Genomic DNA, 25,292 nt, shown 5'->3' on the forward strand with positions numbered 1-25,292 from the left:
CGACCGCGCTGTCCGCGGCCAACGCCCAGCGGAAGTTCGGCTTCGCCGCGGCGACCACCGACCTCGACGCCGTCCTCGGTGACGGGGCGATCGACGCGGTGTTCGTGGTCACCCGGCACAGCTCGCACGCCGAACTGACCCGCCGGGCGCTGCTGGCCGGAAAGACGGTGTTCGTGGAGAAGCCGCTGGCCCTCACCGAGGACGAACTGGCCGGTGTGCTCGCGGCGGTGGAGGAGTCCGGCAACGACCGCCTGCAGGTGGGCTTCAACCGCCGGTTCGCGCCGCTGCTGCGCGAGGCCAAGGCCCGCTTCGGCGCCCGCACCGGCCCGGCGAGCCTGCGCTACCTGGTCAACGCGGGCCGGCTGCAGCACGGCAGCTGGTACCTCCGACAGGGCACCGAGGGCTCGCGGTTCGCCGGTGAGGGCGGGCACTTCATCGACACCGCGAGCTGGCTGCTGGGGGCCGATCCGGTCTCGGTGTACGCGGTCGCCCCCTCCGGCAACGAGGACCTCCAGATCGTGCTGCGCTACCCCGACGGCTCCACCGCCACTCTCAGCTACGTCACCGCCGGCGCGCCCGGCTTCCCCAAGGAGACGCTGGACCTGCTCGCGGACGGCAAGGTGCTGAAGCTCGACGACTTCGTCCGCGCCTCGGTGCATTTCGGCAGCACGGCCAGGCGCAAGCGGTGGGTCAGCTCGCGGCTTCCCAAGGCGCGGGACAAGGGCCAGTCCGCCGAACTGGCCTCGTTCGTCAGGGCCGTGCGTACCGGGGGCCCGATGCCGGTGCCGCTGGAGTCGCTGGTCGCCACCACGGCGGCCACCCTCGCGGTGCAGGCCGCCCTGGTCGGCGGCGCGCCGGTGGACCTGGCGAGGTCGCTGTGACGACGGGCGCGGGCTGGTACCTGCGGCGGCTGTCCCGGATGGGACCACTGGAGGTCGGCGGCCGGGTCGCCGACGCGGTGCGCCGGTGGCGGTGGCGGTCGTCCGTGCCGCCGCACGGCCCGGGCGCCCCCGGCGCCCGGTTCACCGCCGTCCTGCCCGCCGGGGCGCTCGCCGCGGTGCCGCCGGAGGCCGCCAAGCGCCTGCTCGCCGAGGCGGACCGGCTGATGGACGGGCACGCCGAGTTCTTCGGGGTGGAGCGCGACGACCTGGTCGCCCCGGACTGGTTCCGCGACCCGAGGACCGGGCGCCGGGCCCCGGCCGGGTACGCCTTCGACGTGCCGTACCGCGACGAGGACGCGGTCGGCGACATCAAGCAGATCTGGGAGCCGTCCCGGCACCAGCACCTGACCGTGCTCGCCGCCGCCTTCGCGCTCACCGGCGACGAGCGCTACGCCGAGCGCGTGGCCGAGCACCTGCGGTCCTGGTGGGCGGCCAATCCGCCGCTGCGCGGGGTGCACTGGACCAGCGGCATCGAGCTGGGCATCCGCCTGCTGTCCTGGGTGTGGACCCGGCGGCTGCTCGACGGCTGGCCGGGCGCGGCCGCCCTGTTCGAGGGCAACCCGGTGGCGCTGGACCAGATCTGGCACCACCAGCGCTGGCTGGCCGCCCTCCCCAGCCGCGGGTCCTCGGCGAACAACCACGTCATCGCCGAGGCCGCCGGGCAGTTCGCCGCGGCCTGTGCCTTCGGGTGGTTCCCCTCCTCGGCGCGCTGGCGCTCCGGCGCGCTGCGCTCGCTGGAGCGGCACCTGCGCGCCAACACCTTCCGCTCCGGCCTCAACCGCGAGCTGGCCACCGAGTACCACGGACTCGTCCTGGAACTCGGCCTGGCCGCGCTGGCCGAGGCGGACGCCGCCGCCGTGCTCGTCCCCGCGACCGTCCGGCTGGTGCTGCTGCGGATGACCGACGCGCTCGCGGCCGTCGTGGACGACCGGCTGCGGCCGCCGCGCCAGGGGGACGCGGACGACGGGCACGGGCTGGTCCTGGACGGCGAGGGCACCGACCGCTGGGCCTCGCTGCTGGCCACCGGGGACGCCGTGTCCGGCCGCCTCGCCTGGTGGCCGGAGGTGACCGCCGCCGATGTGCGCACCCCACTGCTGGCCGCGCTGATCCGGCCGTACGGGCGGAGCACGGCCGTGGCCCGCCCGGCGAGCCGGCCGGTGCACTTCCCCGACGCCGGGATGACCATCCTGCGCGGCCCGGGGGGGATCTGGTGCCGCTGTGACGGAGGCCCGCACGGCTTCCTGTCCATCGCCGCGCACGCCCACGCCGACGCGCTGTCCCTGGAGGTCCGGCACGACGGGGTCGACGTGCTCGCGGACCCGGGGACGTACTGCTACCACGGGCAGCCCGAGTGGCGGCGCTACTTCCGCTCGACCCTCGGCCACAACACCCTGGAGGCGGACGGCGCGGACCAGTCCCTCTCCGGCGGCCCCTTCCTGTGGACCCGCCACGCCCGCACCCGCGTCCTGGTCGCGGACGCCTCCGACCCCGGGGTGGCCCGCTGGTGCGCCGAGCACGACGGGTACCGCCCGTCGGTGCACCGCCGCCGGGTCGAGCTGCACACGGCGAGCCGCGAGCTGCGGGTGGCCGACGAACTGCGCGGCCCGCGCCGGGCCGTGCGCCTGGCGTTCCATCTCGGCCCGGCCGTCACCGCGGACCTGACGGGCGACCGGGCCGTGCTGGCCTGGACCAGGGACGGCGAGGACCGCTCCGCCGTGCTCGACCTGCCCCGGCAGCTGTCCTGGCGGGCGCACCGCGGCGAGACGGACCCGCCGCTGGGCTGGTACTCCGCCGGCTTCGGACGCCGGGAACCCGCCACCACGCTGGTCGGCACCGGCTTCGCCGACGGCACCCAGCGGTTCACCACCGTCCTCGGGTTCCGGGGCTAGGGGGAGGGGGTGGGGAACACGAGGCGGCACCCGGGGGCGTCGGCGGCGCTGCTGACGCTCGCCCTGCTGACGGCGACCGGCTGCACGAGCGGCTCCGACGCCCCGCCGGAGCCGACCGCCGGGCCGACCGGGTCGGCGGCCGTCGCCCGGGTGTGTGCCGACCCGGGGGCCGGTCCGGCGCAGGCGCCGGCCGGCGCGGTGACGGTCGACCCCGCGGTGGTCGGCGACCTCGCGGCGAAGACCAGGAGCAGCCCCCCGCACACCACCTTCTGGCTCCGGCCGGGGACCCACACACTCGACTCGGACCGGTACGCCCAGGTCGTCCCCAAGGAGGGCGACAGCTACCTCGGCGCGCCTGGTGCCGTGCTCGACGGCCGGAGGACCAACGAGTACGCGTTCAGCGGCGCTGCCACCGACGTCGCCGTCCGCTACCTGACCGTCCAGGGCTTCGTCGCCCCGCAGAACGAGGGCGTGGTCAACCACGACTCCGCCGACGGGTGGGTGATCGAGCACGCCACGATCCAGGACAACTCCGGCGCCGGGCTGATGGCCGGCGCCCACCAGCGGGTCCGCGCCAACTGCCTGCGCGGCAACGGCCAGTACGGCATCAACGCGTACAAGTCCGGTGCCCCGGTCAGCGACCTGCTGGTCGAGGGCAACGAGATCACCGGCAACGACACCGACCAGTGGGAGCGGCGGCAGCCGGGCTGCGGCTGCACCGGCGGCGCCAAGTTCTGGGCCGTCAACGGCGCCGACGTGCGCGGCAACTGGGTGCACGACAACCGCGGCCCGGGGCTGTGGGCGGACACCAACAACAACGACTTCCGCATCGAGGACAACGTGCTGGAGGCCAACGACGGCGCCGCGCTGATCTACGAGACCAGCTACAACGCGGTCATCAGGAACAACACGGTCCGGCGCAACGACTGGGTCGAGGGCCGCAACGCCGCCGACCGCGGCGACGACTTCCCGTACGCGACGGTCTACCTGTCCGAGTCCGGCGGCGAACCGCGGATCCCGGCCCGCACGGACAGGATCGAGGTCTACCGGAACGTGCTGGAGGACAACTGGTCCGGGATCACCCTGTGGGAGAACGCCGACCGGTTCTGCAACAGCCCGGCCAACACCTCCTCCGGCGACTGCACCCTGCTGGTGAAGAAGACCGGCAGCTGCTCCCAGCCGACGATCGCCGCCCCGCCGCTGTACGGCGACTGCCGGTGGAAGACCCAGCGGGTCGACATCCACGACAACCGCTTCGAACTCGACCCGTCCGTCGTCGGCTGCGCGGTCAAGTGCGGCCGGATGGCGGTGCTGGCCAACTACGGCACCTATCCGGACTGGTCGCCGTACAAGGGGGAACCGGTGGCCGAGGCGATCACCGGCGGGCAGCAGAACCGCTGGCACGACAACAGCTACCTCGGGCCGTGGAGCTTCGTCGCCCACGACCCGAGCCGCGCGCTCGACTTCGGGCAGTGGCAGGGCCGGCCCTACCAGCAGGACGCGGGCAGCACCTTCCGGCCCCGGGCGGGTGGTTGAGATGGGCCGGGAGCTGACCCGCCGAGGGCCGGCCGAGGACACCGGGCGGCAGCCGGGGCCCGGCGCCGCGCCGCGCCCGGCCGGCCCGCCCCGGACCGTCGAGCTGATCTGGGGGCTGCTGATCCTCAACACCCTGGGCTCCGCCGGGGCGGTGACCGTCATCCCGCTGCCCCGCTCCCTCATCCAGATGGCGACCATGGGGGCGCTGGTCACCGCGTTCACGCTGGCGCTCGTCCTCAACCCGCGGTTGCGCGTGCGGGCCAGCGCCTTCCTGTGCCTGCTCACCCTGCTGCTGGTGCTGAGCGTGGTCTCCAGCGCCCATCTGGAGTCCGGGTTCGGCGCACTCTTCCGCTGCTTCCGGCTGGCGCTCTTCGTCGGCACGCTGTGGCTGCTCAGCCGCTGGTGGGACGGCGGACCGACGTTCGTCCGCCACCACATCCGGATGTACTCCGTGGTGCTCCTGTCGGTGGCCGCCGGCCTGGTCGTCTCCCCGGGCGCGGCCATGCCCGAGCTCTACGGCGGGCGGCTGGTCGGCGCGCTGTGGCCGCTCACCCCGCCGCAGATCGGCCAGTACGCCGCGGTGGTCGTCGGCCTGGCCGTGCTGCTCCTGCTGGGCCGCCGGACCACCGGGTTCAGCGCGGCGGTGATCATCGTGCCGTCCCTGGTGCTGCTCGCGCTGACCCACACCCGCACGGCCACCCTCGGCCTCCTCGTCGGACTGGCGCTGGCGATCGGCTCGCTCGTCCTGACCAGCGCCGCCGCCCGCAGGTTCTTCGGCTGGGCGGTGCTGTGCGCCACCGCCGCCGCGGTCGGGCTGAGCTCCCTGCTGGAGGCGTGGTTCCTGCGCGGGCAGAGCCAGGAGAACTTCTCCAACCTCACCGGCCGGGCCAAGGTCTGGGACGCCCTGCTGGCGGCGCCCCGCACGACCCTGGAGCAGCTGTTCGGCACGGGCCTGGGCGACAAGTCCTTCGGCGGGCTGCCGATCGACAACAGCTGGCTGGCCGTCTACAACGAGCAGGGCCTGACCGGCACCGCCGTCGTGGCGGCGGTCTTCCTCACGCTGGGCGGCGTCGCCCTGCTGCGGCCGCCGTCGCTCTCCCGGGCCTGCGCGATCTTCCTGGTCAGCTACTGCGCGATCGCCTCGTACACCGAGGCCGGGCTCGGCGACGCCTCGCCGTACCTGCTGCACCTGACCGTGGCCGCCTCGCTGCTGGCCGCCCCCGCCGCTCTCCTGCCGACGCCCGAAGAGCCGACGCCCGAAGAGGTGGTCTGACCATGCACGTCCTCGTGGTGCACAATCGCTACGGCTCGGCGCAGCCGAGCGGGGAGAACAAGGTCGTCGACCAGGAGGTGGCGCTGCTGCGCGAGGCCGGCCACCGGGCCGAGGTGTTCGAGCGGCGCAGCGACGACATCGCCGCCCGGTCCCTGCCGGGCAAGGCCGCGGTGCCGCTGCTGGTGCCGTGGAACCCGGCGGTGCGCGCCGAACTCGCCGCCCGGCTGCGGGCCGAGCGGCCGGACGTGGTGCACGTCCACAACGTCTTCCCGCTGCTGTCGCCCGCGGTGCTGGCCGCCTGCGCCGACGCCGGGGTGCCCGCCGTCGCCACCCTGCACAACTACACCCAGATCTGCCCGCCGGGCACGCTCCAGCGGGACGGCCGGCCGTGCACCGAGTGCGTCGGGGGCTCACCGCTGCCCGCCGTCCGGCACGGCTGCTACCGCGGCTCCCGGCTGGCGACGGTGCCGCTCGCGGTGAGCCTCGCGGTCAACCGGCGGCGCTGGTGGTCCGGGGTGGAACGGTTCTTCTGCATCTCCGCGGCGCAGCGCGACGTCCTGGTGCGGGCCGGGCTGCCGTCCGAACGGCTGGCGGTGAAGCACAACTTCGTCCCGGAGCCGGGCGTCGGCCGCACCGGCGCCGGGGAGCACCTGCTCTACCTCGGCCGGCTCGCGGAGGCCAAGGGCGTGCGGCTGCTGATGGCCGCGTGGGACCGGCTCGCCGCGGACGGCGGGGTGGGCGTGCCGCTGGTGGTCGCCGGCGCCGGGCCGCTGGAGCGGGAGGTGGCCGCCTGGGCGGCGGGCCGGGACGACGTGCGCCACGCGGGGCTGTACGACCCGGCCCGGTGCCGGGAGGCCGTCGCGCGGGCGGTCGCCGTGCTGGCGCCCTCGACCTGGCTGGAGGCGTTCGGCCTGGTGGTCGTGGAGGCGATGGCGGCCGGGGTGCCGGTCGTCGCCGCCGGTCACGGCGCCTTCGTGGAACTCGTCGAGGACGGGGTGACCGGGCTGCTGCACCGGCCGGGCGAGGCGGCCTCGCTGGCGTCCGCCATCCGCCGGATCACGGCGGAGCCGGACCGCAACCGGGAACTGGGCCGGGCGGCCCGGCGCCGTTACGAACAGGGGTTCAGCCCGGCCGTCGGGCTGGAGCGACTGGTGGAGGGATACCGCTCCGCGATCGCGGGTCGGTCCGGCGGCGCGGACGGCGCGCCGCCGCCAGGGAACACGAACGCTGGCCCGCGACGGGGATTCCGCGCGGGCGGGATTGGGGGCACCACATGACACGATGCCGACTCTGCGGCTCGGCGGCGCTGGCGAGCGTCGTCGACCTGGGGGCGACCCCGCCGTGCGAGAGCTTCCTCGCCGCCGACGAACTCGACCGGCCGGAACCGGCGTACCCGCTGCACCTGCGGGTCTGCACCGACTGCTGGCTCGCACAGCTCCCCCCGCTGATCACGCCGGAGGAGACCTTCACCCAGTACGCGTACTACTCCTCCTACTCGACCTCCTGGGTGGAGCACGCCCGCACCTTCGTCGACGGCGCCGTGCGGCGGCTGGGCCTGGGCCCGGACGCCTTCGTGGTCGAGGTCGCCAGCAACGACGGCTACCTGCTGAAGCACGTGGTGGACCGGGGGATCCGCTGCCTCGGCGTCGAGCCGTCGGTGAACGTCGGCGCCGCGGCCCGGGAGGCGGGCGTGCCCACGCTCACCGAGTTCCTCTCCCCGGACACCGGCAAGGCCGTCCGCGCCGAACACGGCCCGGCGGACCTGGTGGTGGCCAACAACGTGTACGCCCACATCCCCGACGTGGTCGGGTTCACCCGGGGGCTGCGCGCCCTGGTCGCCGACGACGGCTGGGTCTCCATCGAGGTGCAGCACCTGCTGACCCTCATCGAGGAGAACCAGTACGACACCATCTACCACGAGCACTTCCAGTACTACACGGTCGCCTCCGCAGCCCGGGCGCTGGCGAGCGGCGGACTCACCCTGGTGGACGTCGAGTTGCTCCCCACCCACGGCGGCTCCGTCCGGCTCTGGGCCCGCCCGGCCGGGGCAACCGGCGAGCCGAGCCGCCGGGTGGCCGAGGTGCTGGACCGGGAGAAGGCCGCCGGGCTCCAGGAACTGTCCGGGTACACCGAGTTCTCCGCCCGGGTGGCCAAGGTGCGCCGCGACCTCCTGCGCTTCCTCATCGACGCGGCCGAGCGCGGCGAGACGGTCGTCGGCTACGGCGCCCCGGGCAAGGGCAACACCCTGCTCAACCACTGCGGCATCCGGCCCGACCTGCTCCCGTACACCGTCGACCGCAACCCCTACAAGCACGGCCGGTTCACCCCCGGCACCCGCATCCCGATCCTGGCCCCCGAGCGGATCGCCACCGACCGCCCGGACTACGTCCTGGTCCTCCCGTGGAACCTGCGGGCGGAGCTGGTCGAGCAGCTGTCCTTCGTCCACGAGTGGGGCGGCCGCCTGGTCTTCCCCGTCCCGGAACTCAGCATCGTGGAGGTGAAGCCGTGAAGGTCGTCCTGTTCTGCGGCGGTTACGGGCTGCGGATGCGCAGCGGGGCGTCGGACGACGTGCCCAAGCCGATGGCGATGGTCGGGCCCCGGCCGCTGATCTGGCACGTGATGCGCTACTACGCCTACTACGGGCACACCGAGTTCATCCTCTGCCTCGGCTACGGGGCCCACCACATCAAGGACTTCTTCCTCAACTACGAGGAGACCGCGTCCAACGACTTCGTGCTGCGGGGCGGCCGAACCGAGCTGTTGTCCACCGACATCGCCTCCTGGACCATCACCTTCGCGCAGACCGGCATCGAGTCGCCGATCGGGGAGCGGCTGCGCCGGGTGCGCCACCACCTGGACGGCGACGAGATGTTCCTCGCCAACTACGCCGACGTGCTGACCGACGCCCCGCTGCCGGAGATGATCGACCGGTTCGCCGAGCGCGACGCCGGCGCCTCGATGATGGTGGTGCCGCCGCAGTCCTCCTTCCACTGCGTGGACCTCGGCGAGGACGGCCTGGTCGGGGGCATCACCGCGGTCAGCGACATGCCGCTGTGGGAGAACGGCGGGTACTTCGTGCTCCGTCAGGAGATCTTCGACCACATCCCGGAGAACGGCGACCTGGTGGCCGACGGCTGCACCCAACTCGCCAAGCGCGGACGGCTGGTGGCCCACCGGCATCGCGGCTTCTGGAAGCCGACCGACACCGTGAAGGAGCGGGCCGCCCTGGACGCCGCCTACGCCCACGGCGACCGCCCGTGGGCGGTCTGGGAGCGGGAGGGCGCGGCGTGATCCGGCTCCGGTCCGGGCGCCTGAACGGCATCGTCGCCGTGGGTGCGCACTGCGACGACCTCGCCATCGGCGCCGGCGGCACCCTGCTGACGATGTGCCTCGCGAGGCCGGGCCTGCGGGTCGACGCGCTGGTGCTCTCCGGCGGCGGCAGCGAGCGGGAGCAGGAGGAGCGGGCCGCGCTCGCCGCCTTCTGCCCCGGTGCCGACCTGCGCCTGACCGTCCTCAAGCTGCCCGACGGGCGACTGCCCGCCCACTGGGACGAGGCCAAGGCCGCGGTGGAGGAGCTGCGGGCGCGGTGCGAGCCGGACCTGGTGCTCGCCCCGCGCACCGAGGACGCGCACCAGGACCACCGCGGACTGGCGGAGCTGATGACCACCGCCTTCCGCGACCACCTGGTGCTCGGCTACGAGATCGTCAAGTGGGACGCCGACCTCGGCCGTCCGACGGCCTACCAGCCACTGTCCGCCGAGACCGCCGAACGGAAGGCACGGCTGCTGCAGGAGCACTACCCCTCGCAGCGCCACCGCCCCTGGTACGACCGGGAGGCCTTCCTCGGGCTGGCGCGGATCCGCGGCATCGAATGCCACGCGCGCTACGCCGAGGCCTTCGCCGCCACCAAACTCACTCTCGACCTGGAGGGCTGACCCTTGCGCGTACTGCTGACCGGACACCAGGGCTACCTGGGCACGGTGATGGCCCCCGTCCTCGCCGGGGCCGGCCACGAGGTCGTCGGCCTGGACGCCGGCCTGTTCGCGGACTGCGTCCTCGGCCCCGCCCCCGCCGACCCGCCCGGGCGCCGGGTGGACCTGCGCGACGTCACCGCCGAGGACGTGGCGGGGGTGGACGCCGTGATCCACCTGGCCGCGCTCTCCAACGACCCGCTGGGCTCGCTGGCGCCGGACCTCACCTACGACATCAACCACCACGCCTCGGTGCGGCTCGCCGAACTGGCCCGCGAGGCCGGGGTGAAGCGCTTCCTGTACGCCTCCACCTGCTCGGTCTACGGCGCCGCCGGCGGCGACGAGCTGGTGGGTGAGGACGCGCCGCTGCGGCCGGTGACGCCGTACGCGGAGTCCAAGGTGCGCGTCGAGGACGACCTGCACGAGCTGGCCGACGGCGACTTCACCCCGGTGTACCTGCGCAACGCCACCGCCTTCGGCTACTCGCCCCGGTTGCGCGCCGACATCGTGCTGAACAACCTGGTGGGCCACGCCCTGCTCTCCGGCGAGGTGCTGGTGCTCTCCGACGGCACCCCCTGGCGCCCGCTGGTGCACGCCGCCGACATCGCCCGGGCCTTCGCGGCGGCGCTGGTCGCGCCCCGCGAGGCGGTGCACGACCGGGCGTTCAACATCGGCAGCGAGGTCAACAACGTCACGGTGGCCGAGATCGCCGAGCAGGTCGCCGAGGCGGTGGAGGGCTCGAAGGTGCGGATCACCGGGGAGGCCGGCGCCGACCCCCGCTCGTACCGGGTGGACTTCTCGCGCTTCCGGGCCGCGGTCCCCGGCTTCGACTGCGAGTGGACGGTCAACCGGGGCGCCGTCGAACTCGCCGACGCCTACCGGAAGTTCGCCCTGACCAAGGAGGACTTCGACCGCCGCTACACCCGGCTGGCCGTGCTGCGCAGGGCCACCGAGGCCGGCGCCGTCGACGACACCCTGCGGTGGCGCCGGTGACCACCGTCGGCGAGGAGATGCACGCGCTGGTGCAGCGGCTGTACCCGCTCTGCCGGAGCATCACCGGCGACGGGGTGCGCGCCACCCTGGAGATCGTCGGCGAGTACCTCCCGCTGCGGGTGCACGAGGTGCCGACCGGGACGCAGGTGCTCGACTGGACGGTGCCGCAGGAGTGGAACATCCGGGACGCCTACATCGCCGACGCCGCCGGGAACCGGGTCGTCGACTTCGCCGCGTCCAGCCTGCACGTGCTCGGCTACAGCGTGCCGGTGGCGGCCACCATGCCGCTGGCCGAACTGCGCGGACACCTCCACACCCTGCCGGACCACCCGAGCTGGGTGCCGTACCGGACCAGCTACTACACGGCCGACTGGGGGTTCTGCCTGGCCCAGGAGACCCTGGACGCACTGCCGGACGGCGACTACGAGGTGCGCATCGACTCCACGCTCGCGGACGGCCACCTCACCTACGCCGAGCACGTCGTCCCCGGGCAGGTCGCCGACGAGGTGATCGTCTCCTGCCACGTCTGCCACCCGTCGCTGGCCAACGACAACCTGGCGGGCATCGCCGTGGCGACCTTCCTGGCGCGGGAGCTGGCGCGGCGCGGCCCGTGGTACACCTACCGGTTCGTCTTCGCGCCGGGCACCATCGGGGCGATCACCTGGCTGGCCCGCAACGCGGAGCGGGTGGAGCGGGTCAAGCACGGGCTGGTGCTGGCCTGCGCCGGGGACGAGGGACAGCTGACGTACAAGCAGAGCAGGCGCGGCGACGCGGAGATCGACCGGGTGCTGCGGCACGTCCTGCGTACCTCCGAACGCCCGCACCGCATCACCGAGTTCACCCCGTACGGCTACGACGAGCGGCAGTACTGCTCGCCCGGCTTCGACCTCGGGGTCGGCTCGCTCAGCCGCACCCCGTACGCCGGGTACCCCGAGTACCACACCTCGGCGGACAACCCGGACTTCGTCAAGCCGGAGGCGCTGGCGGACACCCTCGCGGTCTGCCGCGAGGCCTTCGCCCTGCTCGACCGCAACCGCAGCTACCTCAACCTCAGCCCGTACGGCGAACCGCAGTTGGGCCGGCGCGGGCTGTACGACCCGCTCGGCGGGCGCAGTGACGCCAAGGAGGCGCAGACGGCCATGCTCTGGGTGCTCAGCCTCTCCGACGGCCGGCACAGCCTGCTGGACGTCGCCGAGCGGTCCGGGCTGCCCTTCGACACGGTCGCCGTCGCGGCCGACGCCCTCCGGGGCGCCGGACTGATCAAGGCGTGACGCCGATGACCACCGAGGAGGTGCGGACGACGACCCCGGCCGGGTCCACCGAACCGGCCGGGGAGAGCGGGCGGCCCGCCGCAAGCGGCGTCCTCGGGCGGGTGTCCTGGGGGCTGGCCGACCAAGCGGTCACCAGCATGATCAACTTCGCGGTGGGCATCTACGTCGCCCGCGAGTTGGGGGTGCACGCCTTCGGGGTGTTCGGCCTGGCCTGGCTGACCTACGGCGTGGTGCTCAACGTCTCCCGCGGGCTCGCCACCGACCCGCTCATGGTGCGGTTCAGCGGCGTGCCGGAGGCCGCCTGGCGCGCGGCGGCCGCCCGGTCCTCGGGAACCGCGCTCGCCGTCGGCGGCACGCTCGGGGCCGTCTGCCTGCTGGTCGGGCTCGGCATCGGCGGCGAGGTGGGGCCCGCGTTCGCCTGCCTCGGCGTCGCCCTTCCGGCACTGCTGCTCCAGGACTCCCGGCGCTTCGCGTTCTTCGCCGCCGGCACCGGGCGGAAGGCCTGCACCAACGACCTCGTCCAGGGCGCCGCGCTCGTCCCGGCCATGGTGGTGGCTGCCCGGGCCGGCACCGTGGCCGCCTTCCTGCTGGCCTGGGGTGCCGCCGCCGCGGCCGCCGCCGGATACGGCTTCCTCCAGTGCGGCGTCCGGCCCCGGGTGACCGAGGCCCGCGGATGGCTGCGCGAACAACGCGACCTCGGCTCCCGGTACCTGGCCGAGAACGTCAGCCTCAGCGGGGCCGGCCAGCTCCGGGCGTACGGGCTCGGCGCGATCGCCGGGGTCGGCGCGGTCGGCGCCGTCCGGGGCGCCGAACTCCTGCAAGGCCCGTTCCTCGCCCTGCTGATGGGGCTGTCGCTGGTCACCGTGGCCGAGGCGGCCCGGGTGCTGCGACGGTCACCGCACCGGCTCGGCCGGTTCTGCCTCCTGCTCGGCGGCGGACAGGCCGCCGCCGCGCTGCTGTGGGGCGCGGCGCTGCTGCTGATGCCGGACCGGGCCGGCGAGCTCGTCCTCGGCGACGTCTGGCACTCCGCCTCCCGGCTCATCGTCCCGGCCACCCTCGGCGTCGCCGGCGCCGGCCTCGGCAGCGGCGCGGCGGCCGGGCTGCGCGCCCTCGCCGCCGCCCGGCGCAGCCTGCGCTGCCAACTGTTCGCCTCCGCCTGCTACCTCGGCGGCGGGCTCGGCGGGGCGGCCGCGGCCGGCACCGTCGGCTCGGCCTGGGGCGTCGCCGCCGCGACCTCCTGCGGCTCGGCCGTGTGGTGGCTGCAACTGCGGACCGCCCTGCGCGAACGCCACCCCGAACCCCTCCCCGAAGTGAGGACACCGTGACCGCCGTTCCCCGGTTGAGCATCGGCCTGCCCGTCTACAACGGCGAGGAGTACCTCGCCGAGTCGCTGGACGCCCTGCTCGGCCAGACCTACGAGGACTTCGAGCTGGTCATCTCCGACAACGCCTCGACCGACCGCACCCAGGACATCTGCCGCACGTACGCCAAGCAGGACTCGCGCATCCGCTACCTCCGGCTGCCCGTCAACGTCGGCGCCGCGCCCAACCACAACTACGTGTTCACCCAGTGCCGCGGCGAGCTGTTCAAGTGGGCCTCGCACGACGACCTGTACGCCCGGGACCTGCTGCGGCGCTGCGTGGAGGCGCTGGACGAGCGGCCGGAGGTGATCCTCGCCCACTCCGGCCAGGCGGTCATCGACGGCGACGGCTGGGTGAAGGTCCCCTACGAGTACGGGCTCGCCACCGACTCGCCGCACGCGCCCGAGCGCTTCCGCAGCCTGCTGTTCGAGCCCGGCGGCGACGACTTCTACGGGGTGATGCGGGCCGACGTGCTGCGCCGGGTGAAGCCGCACGACAGCTACCACCACGCGGACCGCACCTTCGTCACCGAGATCGGCCTGCACGGGCCCTTCCACCAGGTGCCCGAGCTGATGTACTTCCGCCGCGACCACCCCACCCGCGCCGAGCGGGCCAACCCCTCCAAGCGCTCCCGGTGCGTCAACCTGGACCCGCGCCGGGCCGGCCCGCTGCACCCCACGCCCCGTCTGCTCGTCGAGTACGTCTGGGGCTTCGTCGAGGCGATCCGGCGGGCGCCGCTGTCCCCGAGGGACCGGCTCGCCTGCTACCGCCACCTGGCCTCCTGGATGACCAGCCGGGCGCGGCCGGGCGCCGGCGAGCGGGTCGAGGACCGCGCCCCGGTCGTGCCCACCGAGCTGGCCGTCTCCGTCGACGCCCTGGTGGCCGGACGCGAGGGGCGGCGGGCATGAAGCAGCCCCCGTCCCGCGTCGGGGTGTTCGGCCTGCTCGGCTCCGGCAACCTCGGCAACGACGGGTCGCTGGAGGCCGTGCTCGGCTACCTGCGCGCCGAGCACCCGGAGGCGGCCGTGGACGCGCTGTGCGGCGGGCCGGAGGTCGTCACGGCCCGGTACCGGATCCCCGCGACCCGGCTGCACTGGTACCGCGGCGAGTACCGGACCGCCTCCCGGGCGGGCGCGATCCTCGGCAAGGGCCTGGGCAAGCTCGTCGACGTGGTGCGCACCGCCGCCTGGGTGCGCCGGCACGAGGTGGTGATCGTGCCGGGCATGGGCGTCCTCGAGGCCACGCTGCCGCTGCGGCCCTGGGGCTTCCCGTACGCGCTGTTCCTGCTCTGCGCCTCCGGGCGGCTGGTCGGCACCAGGGTCGCACTGGTCGGCGTCGGCGCCGCCCCGATCCGCGACCGGGCCACCCGGGCGCTCGTTCGGTGGTCGGCCCGGCTGGCCGCGTACCGCTCCTACCGGGACGAGCTGTCCCGCGAGGCGATGCGGGCGATGGGCGTGGACACCGCGCGGGACGAGGTCCACCCGGACCTCGCCTTCTCCCTGCCGGCCCCGCCTGCCGCGGCCGTTCCGGGCGGCCGGGTCTGCGTGGGCGTCATGGACTTCCACGGCGGCAACGACGACCGCGCCCGGGCCGAGCAGATCCATCGGCGCTACCTGGACGGCACGACCCGCTTCGTCCGCGCGCTGGCCGAGGACGGCCGGCAGGTGCGGCTGCTCACCGGCGACGGCGCCGACGCCGCGGTGGTCGACGCGATCATCGAGGTGGTCGGCTCCCCGCTGGTCACCGCCTCCCCGGCGGCCTCGCTGGCCGAGCTGATGGAGGAGACGGCCGCCGCCGACGCCGTGGTGGCGACCAGGTACCACAACCTGGTCTGCGCGCTGAAGGCCGGTACCCCGACGCTCGCCCTCAGCTATGCGGCCAAGAGCGACGCACTGATGGCCGAGATGGGCCTGGGCGCGTACTGCCACCCGGCGCGCGAGGTCGACGCCGACCGACTGATCGAGCAGTTCCGGGAGCTGGAGAAGCGGTCGGCGGAGCTCCGGCAGACCCTCGCCGAACGCAACCTCGCCGTCACCCACCGGCTCGACCACCAGTTCACCGCCCTGACCGCGGCCCTCTTCCCGAACTCGCCCAAGGACCCCTGATGAAGGTCACCGAAGTCCCGGCGATCGCCGGCGCCTACCTGTTCACCCCGACCCCGTACGCCGACGAGCGCGGCTTCTTCTGCCGCACCTTCGACGCCGAGGTGCTCCGCTCCGTGGGGCTCGACCCCGACGCCTTCGTGCAGCACAGCGTCTCCCGCTCGGTGCGGGGCGTCCTGCGCGGCATGCACCTGCGCTCCGGCGCCGGGGAGGCCAAGATCGTGCGCTGCTCGCACGGGGAGGTGTTCGACGTGGTCGTGGACCTGCGCCCGGACTCGCCGACCTACCGCAACGTGGCCACCTTCGAACTCTCCGGCGAGACGCAGGCCAGCGTCTACATCCCGGCGGGGTGCGCGCACGGATTCCAGGCGCTGACCGACGCCGACGTCTCGTACCGGATCGACCGCCCGCACGACCCGGCCGAGGACGTGACGATCGCCTTCGACGACCCGGAGCTCGCCATCGCCTGGCCGCTGCCGCCCGTGTCGATGTCCAAGCGGGACCGGGAGGCGCCGAGCCTCGCCGGGGCCCTGCGTTCCGAGGAGAACTGACCCCATGGCCGTTGAAGACTTCCAGCTCCCCAAGTCCCGGGCGGCCAACGAGCGGCTGCACGCCGTGGTCCCCGGCGGTGCGCACACCTACGCCAAGGGCGACGACCAGTACCCCGAGCACCTCGCCCCCGTCATCAGCCACGGCCGCGGCGCCCACGTGTGGGACGTGGACGGCAACCGCTACGTCGAGTACGGCTCCGGCCTGCGGTCGGTCAGCCTCGGCCACGCCCACCCGCGCGTGGTCGAGGCGGTGCGCCGCGAGCTCGACCGCGGCAGCAACTTCGTCCGGCCGTCCGTCGTGGAGGTCGACGCCGCGGAACGCTTCCTGGCCACGGTGCCGACCGCCGAGATGGTGAAGTTCGCCAAGAACGGCTCCGACGTCACCACCGCCGCCGTGCGCCTTGCCCGCGCCGTCACCGGCCGTTCCCGGGTGGCCGTCTGCGCGGACCACCCGTTCTTCTCCGTCGACGACTGGTTCATCGGCACCACCCCCATGGACGCCGGCATCCCCTCGGCGATCACGGACCTCACCGTCTCGTTCCCCTACGGGGACCTGGCCGCGACCGAGGAACTGCTCACCCGCCACCGGGGCGATGTCGCCTGCCTGGTCCTCGAACCCGCCGGCCACACCGAGCCCGCCCCCGGTTACCTCGCCGGCCTGCGCGAACTCGCCGACCGGCACGGCTGCGTTCTGGTCTTCGACGAGATGATCACGGGCCTGCGCTGGTCCGAGGCCGGCGCCCAGGGCCTCTACGGCGTCGTCCCCGACCTCTCCACCTTCGGCAAGGCACTGGGCAACGGCTTCGCCGTCTCCGCGTTGGCCGGGCGCCGCGACCTGATGGAGCGCGGCGGGCTGCGCGGGGACGGCGACCGGGTGTTCCTGCTGTCCACCACGCACGGTGCGGAGACCCACGCGCTGGCCGCCGCGATGGCCGTGCAGACCACCTACCTGGAGGAGGGCATCACCGCTCGGCTGCACGCCCTCGGCGAGCGGTTGGCGGCCGGGGTCCGCGAGGCCGCCGCCGGCACGGGCGTCGCCGATCACGTCGTGGTCCGGGGCCGGGCCAGCAACCTGGTGTTCGCCACCCTCGACGCCGACGGACAGCCCTCCCAGGAGTACCGCACCCTGTTCCTGCGCCAGCTGCTGGCGGGCGGGGTGCTGGCGCCGTCGTTCGTGGTGAGCAGCGCGCTCGACGAGGCCGACATCGACCACACGGTCGAGGTGGTGGCGGGGGCGTGCGCCGTGTACCGCAAGGCCCTGGACGCCGGTGACCCCACCCCCTGGCTGGGCGGCCGCCCGGTGAAGCCGGTCTTCCGTCGCCTGGCCTGACGGGTCGTCGAGTGCCGTGATGTGGGCGGGCCGACGTCAGCGGCGCTCCCGCCGGCTGGCGTCGGCCGCCCGGTCGACCAGCCACGCCGTCGCCGGCACCACCGCCAGTGCGGTGCACCAGCCGGCGAGGGCGTCGGTCGGGTAGTGCGCGCCGAGCGCGACCTGCGCCCAGCCCATGGCGGCTCCGGCCGCCAGCGCCGCGGCGGGTGCGAGCGCGAGCCTCGGGCCGTACCGGCTCCGGGTGCCGACCGCGAGCAGCGCCGGCACGAGGGCGAGCGCGGTCGCGAAGGCGGTGTGCCCGCTCGGGTAGGACAGGTTCTCGCCGTGGATGGTGCGCCCCACCAGGTGTTTGAGCAGCGTCGCCGCTCCGACGGTCAGGCCGATCGCGGCGACGGTGAACACCGCCGCACGAGGGCGTCGCAGCAACAGGCAGCCCGTCGTGACGGCCACGACCAGCGCCGTGGCGAGCACCGGTTCCCCCAGCGAGTCCAGGATCAGCGCCACGGACCGCCACGGCGGGCGAACCCCGCCCACCGCCGCCCCGATCCGCGCGTCCAGGGATCCGGGCTCACCCTCGCCGCCGTACCGGAACCCGAGCAGGGCGACCACCGACGCGGCCAAGCCCGCGACCGGCCCGAGCCACCCGCGCAGCGCCGGAGGCAGTACCGCGGGCGCCGGCCCCGCCGGCAGGGATGTCTGCGCCATGCCTCAACCTATCCTGATCGGCTTCCCCGCGTGGACGGGTGGCGTCCTGCGGCACATCAACGGCTACGAGGGCGGCCTGCCGGGCTCCGCGGCACGGGCGCGCGCTCGCCGCCGCCCACGGCGAGCGGTTCGCGCCGCCCACGCCGCCGGTCGAGAAGGCGGGGAAGGGCGAGCGGTTCAGCGACGACTGGCCTACCACCGGCGGGGGGAGGGGGCGCCGTCGGTTCACCGTGCCCCCTGGTGCTTCGGCGCGGCGCCGCTAACATGAGTGATCCTCGCGTTTTCGTCAGGAGGCTGCCATGCCGGACCGTTACGACCTGCCGTCGGGGTTCCGCTGGGGTGCCGCCACCGCCGCCTACCAGATCGAGGGGGCGGTCGACGAGGACGGCCGCGGCCCCTCCGTCTGGGACACCTTCTGCGCCCGGCCCGGCGCTGTCCGCGACGGGCACACGGGGGCGGTGGCCTGCGACCACTACCACCGGTACCCCGAGGACATCGCCCTGATGAAGGGCCTCGGGCTGGACGGCTACCGCTTCTCCGTCGCCTGGCCCCGCGTCCTGCCCGCGGGCGCGGGCGCCGTCAACCCAGCCGGACTCGCCTTCTACGACCGCCTCGTCGACGCGCTGCTGGAGGCGGGCATCACCCCGCTGCCGACCCTCTTCCACTGGGACCTCCCGCAGGCCCTCGAAGACCGCGGCGGCTGGCTCGACCGCGACACCGCCTACCGCTTCGCCGAGTACGCCGCGATCGTCGCCGACCGGCTCGGCGACCGCGTGCCCGCCTGGATCACCCTCAACGAGCCCTTCGTCCACACCGTCTACGGCTACGCCCTCGGCACCCACGCCCCCGGCCGCACCCTGATGTTCGAGGCCCTCCCCGCCGCCCACCACCAGCTCCTCGCCCACGGCCTGGCGGCGTCCGTGCTCCACGAACGCCGCCTGGAGGTGATGCTCTCCAACAACCTCACCCCCGTCGAGCCGGCCTCTCCCTCGGCCGAGGACGCGGCCGCCGCCGCGGCCTACGACGCCCTCCACAACCGCCTGTTCACCGACCCCGTCCTCCTCGGCCGCTACCCCGACCTCCGCGCCCTCGGCGTTCCCGACGACATCTACGGCGCCGTGCGCGACGGCGACCTCGACCTCATCCACGCCCCCGGCCTCGACGGCCTCGGCCTCAACTTCTACAACCCCACCCGCGTCGCCGCGCCCACCGCCCCGGGCCTGCCCTTCGAGCTCGTCGACTTCCCCGACGTCCCCCACACCGCCTTCGGCTGGCCCGTCGTCCCCGACGCCCTCCGCCAACTCCTCCTCGGCCTCCGCGACGTCTACGGCAAGGCCCTCCCGCCCGTCACCATCACCGAGAACGGCTGCTCCGTCACCGAATCCACCGACCCCGACCAGCCCCGCATCGACTACCTCTCCGCCCACCTCGACGCCGTCGCCCGGGCCGCCGCCGAGGGCGTCGACATCCGCGGCTACTACACCTGGTCCCTCCTCGACAACTTCGAGTGGGCGGAGGGGCTGTTCCGTCAGCGCTTCGGCCTCGTCCACGTCGACTTCGCGACGCAGAAGCGCACCCCGAAGGCCTCCTACGCCTGGTACCGCGACCTCATCGCCGCCCACCGGATCCGGCCCGCGAGTGCTACTGGCGGGTAATAGTTTTTTGTGAAGCGGGCGACGAGTGGGGGAATGCGATCGAATTGCGAGGCGCGACGACGGACGTGACCGGCGATGCGCGGGTCGTCGCACCTTTCAGTGTCCGACGGTCGGACGCGGCGCCCGGTCGTTTCGCGCTCCTGGCGGGATCATGGGTGTATGGCGAAGGACACGGGCTCCTCTCCCCGGCCTCCGGGCCGATCGGGCGGCCGCCGGAGGCGGCGGCATCCACGCCCGATCCCGCCGGAGCCGTCCGTGCGGCGTCTGCGGTCGGTGATGGGCATCCGCAGCGTCGCCGGCCAGATGTTCGTCCTGCAGGTGGTGATCGTGCTGTTGCTCGTGGTCGCGGCGGTCGTCGCGCTGCTGGTCCAGTCCCGTAGTGACCGGTTCGCGGCAGCGCGTGACCGCTCGCTCGCGGCGGCCGAGGCGTTCGCCCACAGCCCCGGCCTGGTCGCGGCGATGCAGGGCCCCAATCCCAGCGCGGTGCTCCAGCCGTTGACCGAGGCGGCCCGCAAGGACGCCCAGGTCGACTTCATCGTGGTGACCGACCGGAACGGCATCCGTTTCACCCACCCCGAGCCGGAGCAGATCGGCAAGAAGTTCGTCGGCACCATCGGGCCGTCGCTGCAGGGCCGGGTCACCGTCGAGCAGGTGCACGGCCCGCTCGGCGAGGAGTACCAGGTGGTGGTCCCGGTGGAGGACGCCCATGGCGCGGTCGTGGGCATCGTGTCCTCCGGGATGAAGGTCGCCAACGTGAGCAGCGCGATCGACCGTCAGCTGCCGGTCGTGCTGGGTGCCGGCGCCGTCGCGCTCGGCCTGGCCACCACCGGAACGGCGCTGGTGGGCAGGCGTCTCCTGCGCCAGACCCGTGGCTTGGGGCCGGAAGAGATGACCCGGATGTACGAGCACCACGATGCGGTCCTGCACGCCGTGCGCGAGGGCGTGGCCATCGTCAGCGGTGACGGCCGGATCCTGCTCGCCAACGACGAAGCGCGCCGGCTGCTCGACCTGCCCGCGGATGCGGAGGGGCGCGCCGTCGCCGACCTCGGCCTCGACCCCCGTACGACCGAACTGCTGACCTCCGGCCGTGCCGTCACCGACGAGGTGGTCCCCGTCGGCGACCGCCTGCTGGCTGTCAACAACCGCCCCACCGACAGTGGGGGAGGCCCGCCCGGGAGCGTCACCACCCTGCGTGACTCCACCGAGCTGCTCGCCCTCGCGGGGAAGGCCGAGGTCGCCCGAAGCCGGCTCAAGCTCCTGTACGACGCGAGCGTGGCCATCGGAACCACGCTGGACGTCCGGCGCACCGCGGAGGAACTCGCCCAGATGGCCGCCCGGGACTTCTGCGACTACGCCACCGTCGACCTCGCCGAAGAGGTCCTGCGTGGCGAGGAACCGCGGATCCTGACGGACGGGGCCCCGATCGTCCTGCGACGGGTGGCGGTCACGGGCGTCCGGGACGATTCGCCGCTGTACCCCCAGGGGGAGCTGATCACGTGGGCCGGGGGCACCCCGCAGGCGGCGGGCGTGGTCAGCGGGCGGGCCGCGCTGGTCCCCGAGCTGGCGGCCGACGCCGGGTGGCGCAGGCAGGATGCCGAGCGCACGCAGGCGGTGCTGGAGTTCGGCCTGGCGTCGATGATCGCCGTTCCCCTGACGGCGCGGGGTGTGCTGATGGGCGTGGCCTGTTTCTGGCGCAGCCGGGACAGGGGCCCGTTCGAGGAGGAGGACGAGTCCCTGGCCGAGGAGCTGGCCGCCCGAGCCGCCGTGTCCGTCGACAACGCCCGCCGCTTCACGCGCGAGCACGCGATGGCAGTCACCCTGCAGCACAGCCTGTTGCCGCGCGCGTTGCCCGAGCAGAGCGCCCTCGACCTCGACTACCGCTACCTGCCCGCCCAAGCAGGGGTCGGCGGCGACTGGTTCGACGTCATCCCGTTGTCCGGGACCCGGGTCGCGCTCGTCGTCGGCGACGTGGTCGGCCACGGACTGCACGCGGCCGCGACCATGGGCCGCCTGCGCACCGCGGTCCAGAACTTCTCCACCCTGGATCTGCCGCCGGACGAGCTCCTCGGACACCTGGACGAACTGGTCGCCCACATCGACCAGGAGACGGCCGAGGCCGAGGGGCAACTCTCGATCACCGGCGCCACCTGCCTCTACGCCGTCTACGACCCGACCACCGGGGTCTGTGCCCTGGCCCGGGCGGGCCATCCACCGCCCGCCCTCGTCCACCCGGACGGCACCGTGGAGGTCCTCGGTCTCCCCGCCGGCCCGCCGCTCGGCCTGGGCGGGATGCCCTTCGAAGCCACGGAGGTGCGCCTGCCGCCGGGCAGCAGCCTGGTCCTCTTCACCGACGGCCTCATCGAGGACCGCACCCGCGACATCGGCGTCGGTCTGGACGTCCTCAGCACCACCCTGGCCCACCCCGACCGGTCGCCGCAGGAGATCTGCGACGCCGTGCTGTCGGCCCTGCTGCCCGGTCGGCAGGCGGACGACATCGTCCTCCTCGTCGCCCGAACCCGCGTGCTGGAGCCGGATCGGATCGCCGAGTGGGAGGTGAGCCCGACTCCCGCAGCCGTGGCCCGGGCCCGCGCCGACGCCGCCGGACAGCTCGCCGAGTGGGGCCTGGACGAGGCCGGTTTCGTCACCGAACTGGTGCTCAGCGAACTCGTGACCAATGCCATCCGCTACGCGAGCGGACCGATCAGGGTGCGCCTGCTCTACGACCGCACGCTGATCTGCGAGGTCTCCGACTCCGGCAGCACCGCCCCCCACCTGCGCTACGCGGCCGCCGAGGACGAGGGAGGCCGTGGGCTGTTCCTCGTCGCCCAGCTCGCCGAACGCTGGGGTGTCCGCTACACACCCGAGGGCAAGATCATCTGGGCCGAACAGCACCTCTAGCCGAGCGCGCCCGGCTGGTCGGGCCCGAGCAGTCGCGCAGGACTCCACCCTCTTGTCCTGCCCGCGGGGTCAGGTCGTTGCCCGCGTCGCCTGGAAGACGAACTGCCCGCCCGGACCGGTCACCCAGTTGTCGTGCGCGCCAGGCAGCAGGTCCCGCCGTCTCCGATCACGTCAGGGGAGTCATGCCATAGCCGCTCGGCGCACCAATACTGGGTCTTAGGTTTTTCGCATCGGATGTCAGTTCGCCACTGGCCGGCGGCTGGGTCGCGACGGATGTCATGACCGACCGTATGCGGTCATCACCGAGTGCGTTGTCGGCCATCACGTCGGTGCGGCGCTCGCCCGTGAGCGTTGGCCTACGACCACTCCACCACCTCAGGGGACACGACCACGCTGCCGCCGCAGACCGAGGGGGCGCTCTGCAGCCTTGCGATGAGGCGCCAGCACGACGACAGCCTGTTCGGCGGGTCGAGGGCTACCGCCCCGGGTCGGCCTCGTCCTCCTCGACCTCGCTGCCACGCCGTCAGGAGTGATCTCTGGTCCGAGTGCGACTTATCCGACACTGGTCAACAGTCCGCACCTGCAGGAGGCGTCATGAGGCTGGTGCACATGGCGACCACGTGTCGGCTGTGACTTTCGCGCACGGCGCATGTCAGCGGGCTCACGCCCCGCCATCACCACCTGTGAATCGGTTGAGAGTGACGAATTGACCGGTCTGTAGGAGAGGTTCCCGCACAGGGGTGGTGCTCGGAGATCGACGCTGGGAGGATGAGCGCTTCTCGCACGTGTATTGACCAAGGGGACACGCATGGCACCCGTGCAGAGCAATGACCAGCGTCTACTGGACCGCATTCTCGACGATCAGCGTCAGCGACTCGCGCCCCACAAGAGCCGGGAAGACTTCTTCACCTTCTTCACCGCGGACAAGGCGCTGCAAGAGTGGGACCTCGACAACGACGAGATCTCGGACGGAATCGTTGACGGGGCACACGACTGCGGCGTGGACGGCATCTGGTCCTTCGTCGACGGTCGGTACGTGACGGCTGATGCTCATCGCTATTTGACGCCTCGCGCCGGCAAGATCGACCTTGTCATCTTGCAGGCCAAGACGTCCCCCGGATACCAGGAATCGGTGTTCGAGAAGCTCCACTTCCACCTGCCGACGCTGTTGGACATGGGGCGTGAGGAGGAGGAACTGACGGCTCATACCAACGCCAAGCTACTTGACCGGACCCGCCGGTTCCTTCGCGTCTTGGAGGAGTCGGCTTCATCCTTCCCGGAATTGTCGGTGAAGGTGATCTATGCGTGCACGGCCTCGGAAGGCCCCCACCCGAATGTGAAGGCCAAGGGTGACCGGCTGCGGAGCGAGCTGGCGAAGATCACCTCAGGTACGTCAGCGAAGATCGAGTACCTGAACGCCGCTGATCTCCGAGAGCGTACCGCGCGCGGCGCGAACGTGGTGGCCGAACTTGTCTTCTCGGAGGCTCCGATGGGAACTCCGCTGGGCGAGGGCTACGTGTGCCTTGTCCGGCTGGACGAGTACTACCGCTTCATCACGACGAAGAATCAGGCTCTGCGCCTTGAGATGTTCGAGTCCAACGTGCGCGACTACGCGGGCTCCACCGTGGTCAACCAGGCGATCTCTGAAACGCTCAGGTCTGCCACTGGTGAGGACTTCTGGTGGTTCAACAATGGGGTGACCGTCGTCGCGGATGCCGCCCAGATCGTTGGCAAGAAGATCGTCATCAGGGAGCCGCAGATCGTCAACGGTCTGCAGACGAGTCACGAGGTCTACAGCTACGTCGAGTCCGGCGGCCAACACCGCGATCGCTCGCTTCTTGTCAAGATCGTCGTGGCGCCAGGCTCCGGCACCGCGCGCGACCGCATCATCCGGGCCACGAACAGCCAGACCCAGCTTCCGGCTGGTGCACTACGCGCGACCGAGCCGATCCAGAAGGACATTGAGGAGAGCCTCACCCATGACGGCGGCTACTACTACGAGCGGCGCGCAGGCTACTACCGCAACCTCGGCTTTCCGCTCGACCAGGTCGTCAGCATGGCGCGTCTGGCGCGTGAGTTCACGGCATTCGTCCTGCGCGAGCCGCATACGGCTCTCAAGCACTCCGAGTCTCTGCTGCTGGAGGACGCTCACTACAGCAAGATCTTCTCCGCACGCATCGACCTGGACCTTTACCGGCTGAGCCTGGACGTCCACTCCGCCTTGCGTCGCTTCCTCACCGACTACGCGCAAGACAGGCCGCTGCTGGGTGAGACGGTGGAGAACTGGCTTTACCCGATGGCTTCCATGTCTGCCCATACGTTGACCCGCCTGCGCCATCCGACATACAGAGACTTGATCAATGTCGACCTCGCGCACTTGGACAGCGACCTGATGGGGCGCATGGCCAATACCCTCGACAGCACCTTCAAGGCCGCTCTGAGGCAGAACAAAGCCGGAGGCGTCGACCGAATCGCCCGTAGCACCGACTTCACCACCAGACTTCGCCAGGCGGTGATCTCCCAGAGCCGCTATCACATCACCCGCTGACAGTCCGAGAGGCGCTTCAGGCGACCTGACGCCGGCCCCGTCCACATCGACCTCGGTACGCAGAAGTGCACCCCGAGGGCTTCCCGCACCCGGTACCGGAACCTGATCGCCGGCCACCGGAAGCGCTTCGCGCAGTGGCCCGGTCGGGAGTGGGTAGTAGGCGGGTGGGACTAACACCACCCGGGGGAGGTGCGGAGGGGGGGTTGGGGGGGGGGGTGGGCGGGGGGGGGGTGGGGGGGGTGGGTTAGGCGGGCCCGGTTGCGGCCGGA

Annotated in this window: 19 protein-coding genes; 18 read left to right on the forward strand and 1 reads right to left on the reverse strand. The window is 73.0% G+C overall.

All coding sequences use genetic code 11. From position 1 onward, the window contains the following. The 15 genes from ACFV1W_RS35925 to ACFV1W_RS35995 all read left to right on the forward strand — a co-directional run. The coding region (locus ACFV1W_RS35925; protein ID WP_380421469.1) for a Gfo/Idh/MocA family protein at nt 1–881 on the forward strand (881 nt) is incomplete at its 5' end. After that, on the forward strand, nt 878–2,830 hold the full coding sequence (locus tag ACFV1W_RS35930) for an alginate lyase family protein (RefSeq protein ID WP_380421470.1): 1,953 nt from the start codon (nt 878–880) through the stop codon (nt 2,828–2,830). The genes ACFV1W_RS35925 and ACFV1W_RS35930, both read left to right, overlap by 4 nt. A 9-nt stretch (nt 2,831–2,839) precedes the next feature. After that, nucleotides 2,840–4,366 (forward strand): right-handed parallel beta-helix repeat-containing protein, encoded by a 1,527-nt coding sequence (locus ACFV1W_RS35935; RefSeq protein WP_380421471.1) that lies wholly within the window; start codon nt 2,840–2,842, stop codon nt 4,364–4,366. Between the two features lies 1 nt (nt 4,367). Further along, the gene (locus tag ACFV1W_RS35940; RefSeq protein WP_380421472.1) at nt 4,368–5,639 is read left to right on the forward strand and encodes an O-antigen ligase domain-containing protein; all 1,272 of its coding nucleotides are present in this window, start codon (nt 4,368–4,370) and stop codon (nt 5,637–5,639) included. A 2-nt stretch (nt 5,640–5,641) separates the two neighbouring features. Next, nucleotides 5,642–6,916 (forward strand): glycosyltransferase, encoded by a 1,275-nt coding sequence (locus ACFV1W_RS35945; RefSeq protein ID WP_380421473.1) that lies wholly within the window; start codon nt 5,642–5,644, stop codon nt 6,914–6,916. Then, nucleotides 6,913–8,148: a class I SAM-dependent methyltransferase gene (locus ACFV1W_RS35950; protein WP_380421474.1), complete on the forward strand. Its 1,236-nt coding sequence runs from the start codon at nt 6,913–6,915 to the stop codon at nt 8,146–8,148. The genes ACFV1W_RS35945 and ACFV1W_RS35950 overlap by 4 nt, the downstream gene beginning before the upstream one ends. After that, complete coding sequence (locus tag ACFV1W_RS35955) at nt 8,145–8,930, forward strand: glucose-1-phosphate cytidylyltransferase (protein WP_380421475.1); 786 nt, start codon at nt 8,145–8,147, stop codon at nt 8,928–8,930. Before ACFV1W_RS35950 ends, ACFV1W_RS35955 begins: the two co-directional genes overlap by 4 nt. Beyond that, nucleotides 8,927–9,574: a PIG-L deacetylase family protein gene (locus tag ACFV1W_RS35960; RefSeq protein WP_380421476.1), complete on the forward strand. Its 648-nt coding sequence runs from the start codon at nt 8,927–8,929 to the stop codon at nt 9,572–9,574. The genes ACFV1W_RS35955 and ACFV1W_RS35960 overlap by 4 nt, the downstream gene beginning before the upstream one ends. Before the next feature lie 3 nt (nt 9,575–9,577). Next, nucleotides 9,578–10,603: an NAD-dependent epimerase/dehydratase family protein gene (locus tag ACFV1W_RS35965; RefSeq protein ID WP_380421477.1), complete on the forward strand. Its 1,026-nt coding sequence runs from the start codon at nt 9,578–9,580 to the stop codon at nt 10,601–10,603. Next, nucleotides 10,591–11,874 carry a DUF4910 domain-containing protein gene (locus tag ACFV1W_RS35970; RefSeq protein ID WP_380421478.1) on the forward strand — a complete coding sequence of 428 codons (1,284 nt, stop codon included), beginning with the start codon at nt 10,591–10,593 and terminating at the stop codon, nt 11,872–11,874. Before ACFV1W_RS35965 ends, ACFV1W_RS35970 begins: the two co-directional genes overlap by 13 nt. A 5-nt stretch (nt 11,875–11,879) precedes the next feature. Continuing rightward, nucleotides 11,880–13,199 (forward strand): hypothetical protein, encoded by a 1,320-nt coding sequence (locus ACFV1W_RS35975; RefSeq protein WP_380421479.1) that lies wholly within the window; start codon nt 11,880–11,882, stop codon nt 13,197–13,199. After that, entirely contained in the window at nt 13,196–14,143 is a 948-nt protein-coding gene (locus tag ACFV1W_RS35980; protein WP_380421480.1) for a glycosyltransferase family 2 protein, read from the forward strand. The genes ACFV1W_RS35975 and ACFV1W_RS35980 overlap by 4 nt, the downstream gene beginning before the upstream one ends. Beyond that, nucleotides 14,140–15,339 carry a polysaccharide pyruvyl transferase family protein gene (locus ACFV1W_RS35985; protein ID WP_380421481.1) on the forward strand — a complete coding sequence of 400 codons (1,200 nt, stop codon included), beginning with the start codon at nt 14,140–14,142 and terminating at the stop codon, nt 15,337–15,339. Before ACFV1W_RS35980 ends, ACFV1W_RS35985 begins: the two co-directional genes overlap by 4 nt. Beyond that, entirely contained in the window at nt 15,339–15,887 is a 549-nt protein-coding gene (locus tag ACFV1W_RS35990) for a dTDP-4-dehydrorhamnose 3,5-epimerase family protein (RefSeq protein ID WP_380421482.1), read from the forward strand. Before ACFV1W_RS35985 ends, ACFV1W_RS35990 begins: the two co-directional genes overlap by 1 nt. Before the next feature lie 4 nt (nt 15,888–15,891). Beyond that, a complete protein-coding gene (locus tag ACFV1W_RS35995) occupies nt 15,892–17,217 on the forward strand; it encodes a glutamate-1-semialdehyde 2,1-aminomutase (protein WP_380421483.1) in 1,326 nt (441 codons plus the stop codon). A 36-nt stretch (nt 17,218–17,253) separates the two neighbouring features. Here ACFV1W_RS35995 and ACFV1W_RS36000 read toward each other — a convergent pair whose 3' ends face one another. After that, entirely contained in the window at nt 17,254–17,922 is a 669-nt protein-coding gene (locus tag ACFV1W_RS36000) for a phosphatase PAP2 family protein (RefSeq protein WP_380421484.1), read from the reverse strand. A 299-nt stretch (nt 17,923–18,221) separates the two neighbouring features. Between ACFV1W_RS36000 and ACFV1W_RS36005 the strand changes: the two genes are divergently transcribed. From ACFV1W_RS36005 to ACFV1W_RS36015, 3 genes are all read left to right on the forward strand, one after another. Further along, the gene (locus tag ACFV1W_RS36005) at nt 18,222–19,577 is read left to right on the forward strand and encodes a GH1 family beta-glucosidase (protein ID WP_380421485.1); all 1,356 of its coding nucleotides are present in this window, start codon (nt 18,222–18,224) and stop codon (nt 19,575–19,577) included. A gap of 303 nt (nt 19,578–19,880) precedes the next feature. Next, nucleotides 19,881–22,475, forward strand: a complete 2,595-nt coding sequence (locus ACFV1W_RS36010) for a SpoIIE family protein phosphatase (RefSeq protein ID WP_380421487.1) — start codon at nt 19,881–19,883, stop codon at nt 22,473–22,475. Between the two features lie 808 nt (nt 22,476–23,283). Next, on the forward strand, nt 23,284–25,023 hold the full coding sequence (locus ACFV1W_RS36015) for an AIPR family protein (protein ID WP_380421486.1): 1,740 nt from the start codon (nt 23,284–23,286) through the stop codon (nt 25,021–25,023). Nucleotides 25,024–25,292 lie beyond the last annotated feature (269 nt).

Origin of the sequence: Kitasatospora sp. NPDC059648 (assembly GCF_042734825.1) — a bacterium.
GTDB lineage: Bacteria > Actinomycetota > Actinomycetes > Streptomycetales > Streptomycetaceae > Kitasatospora.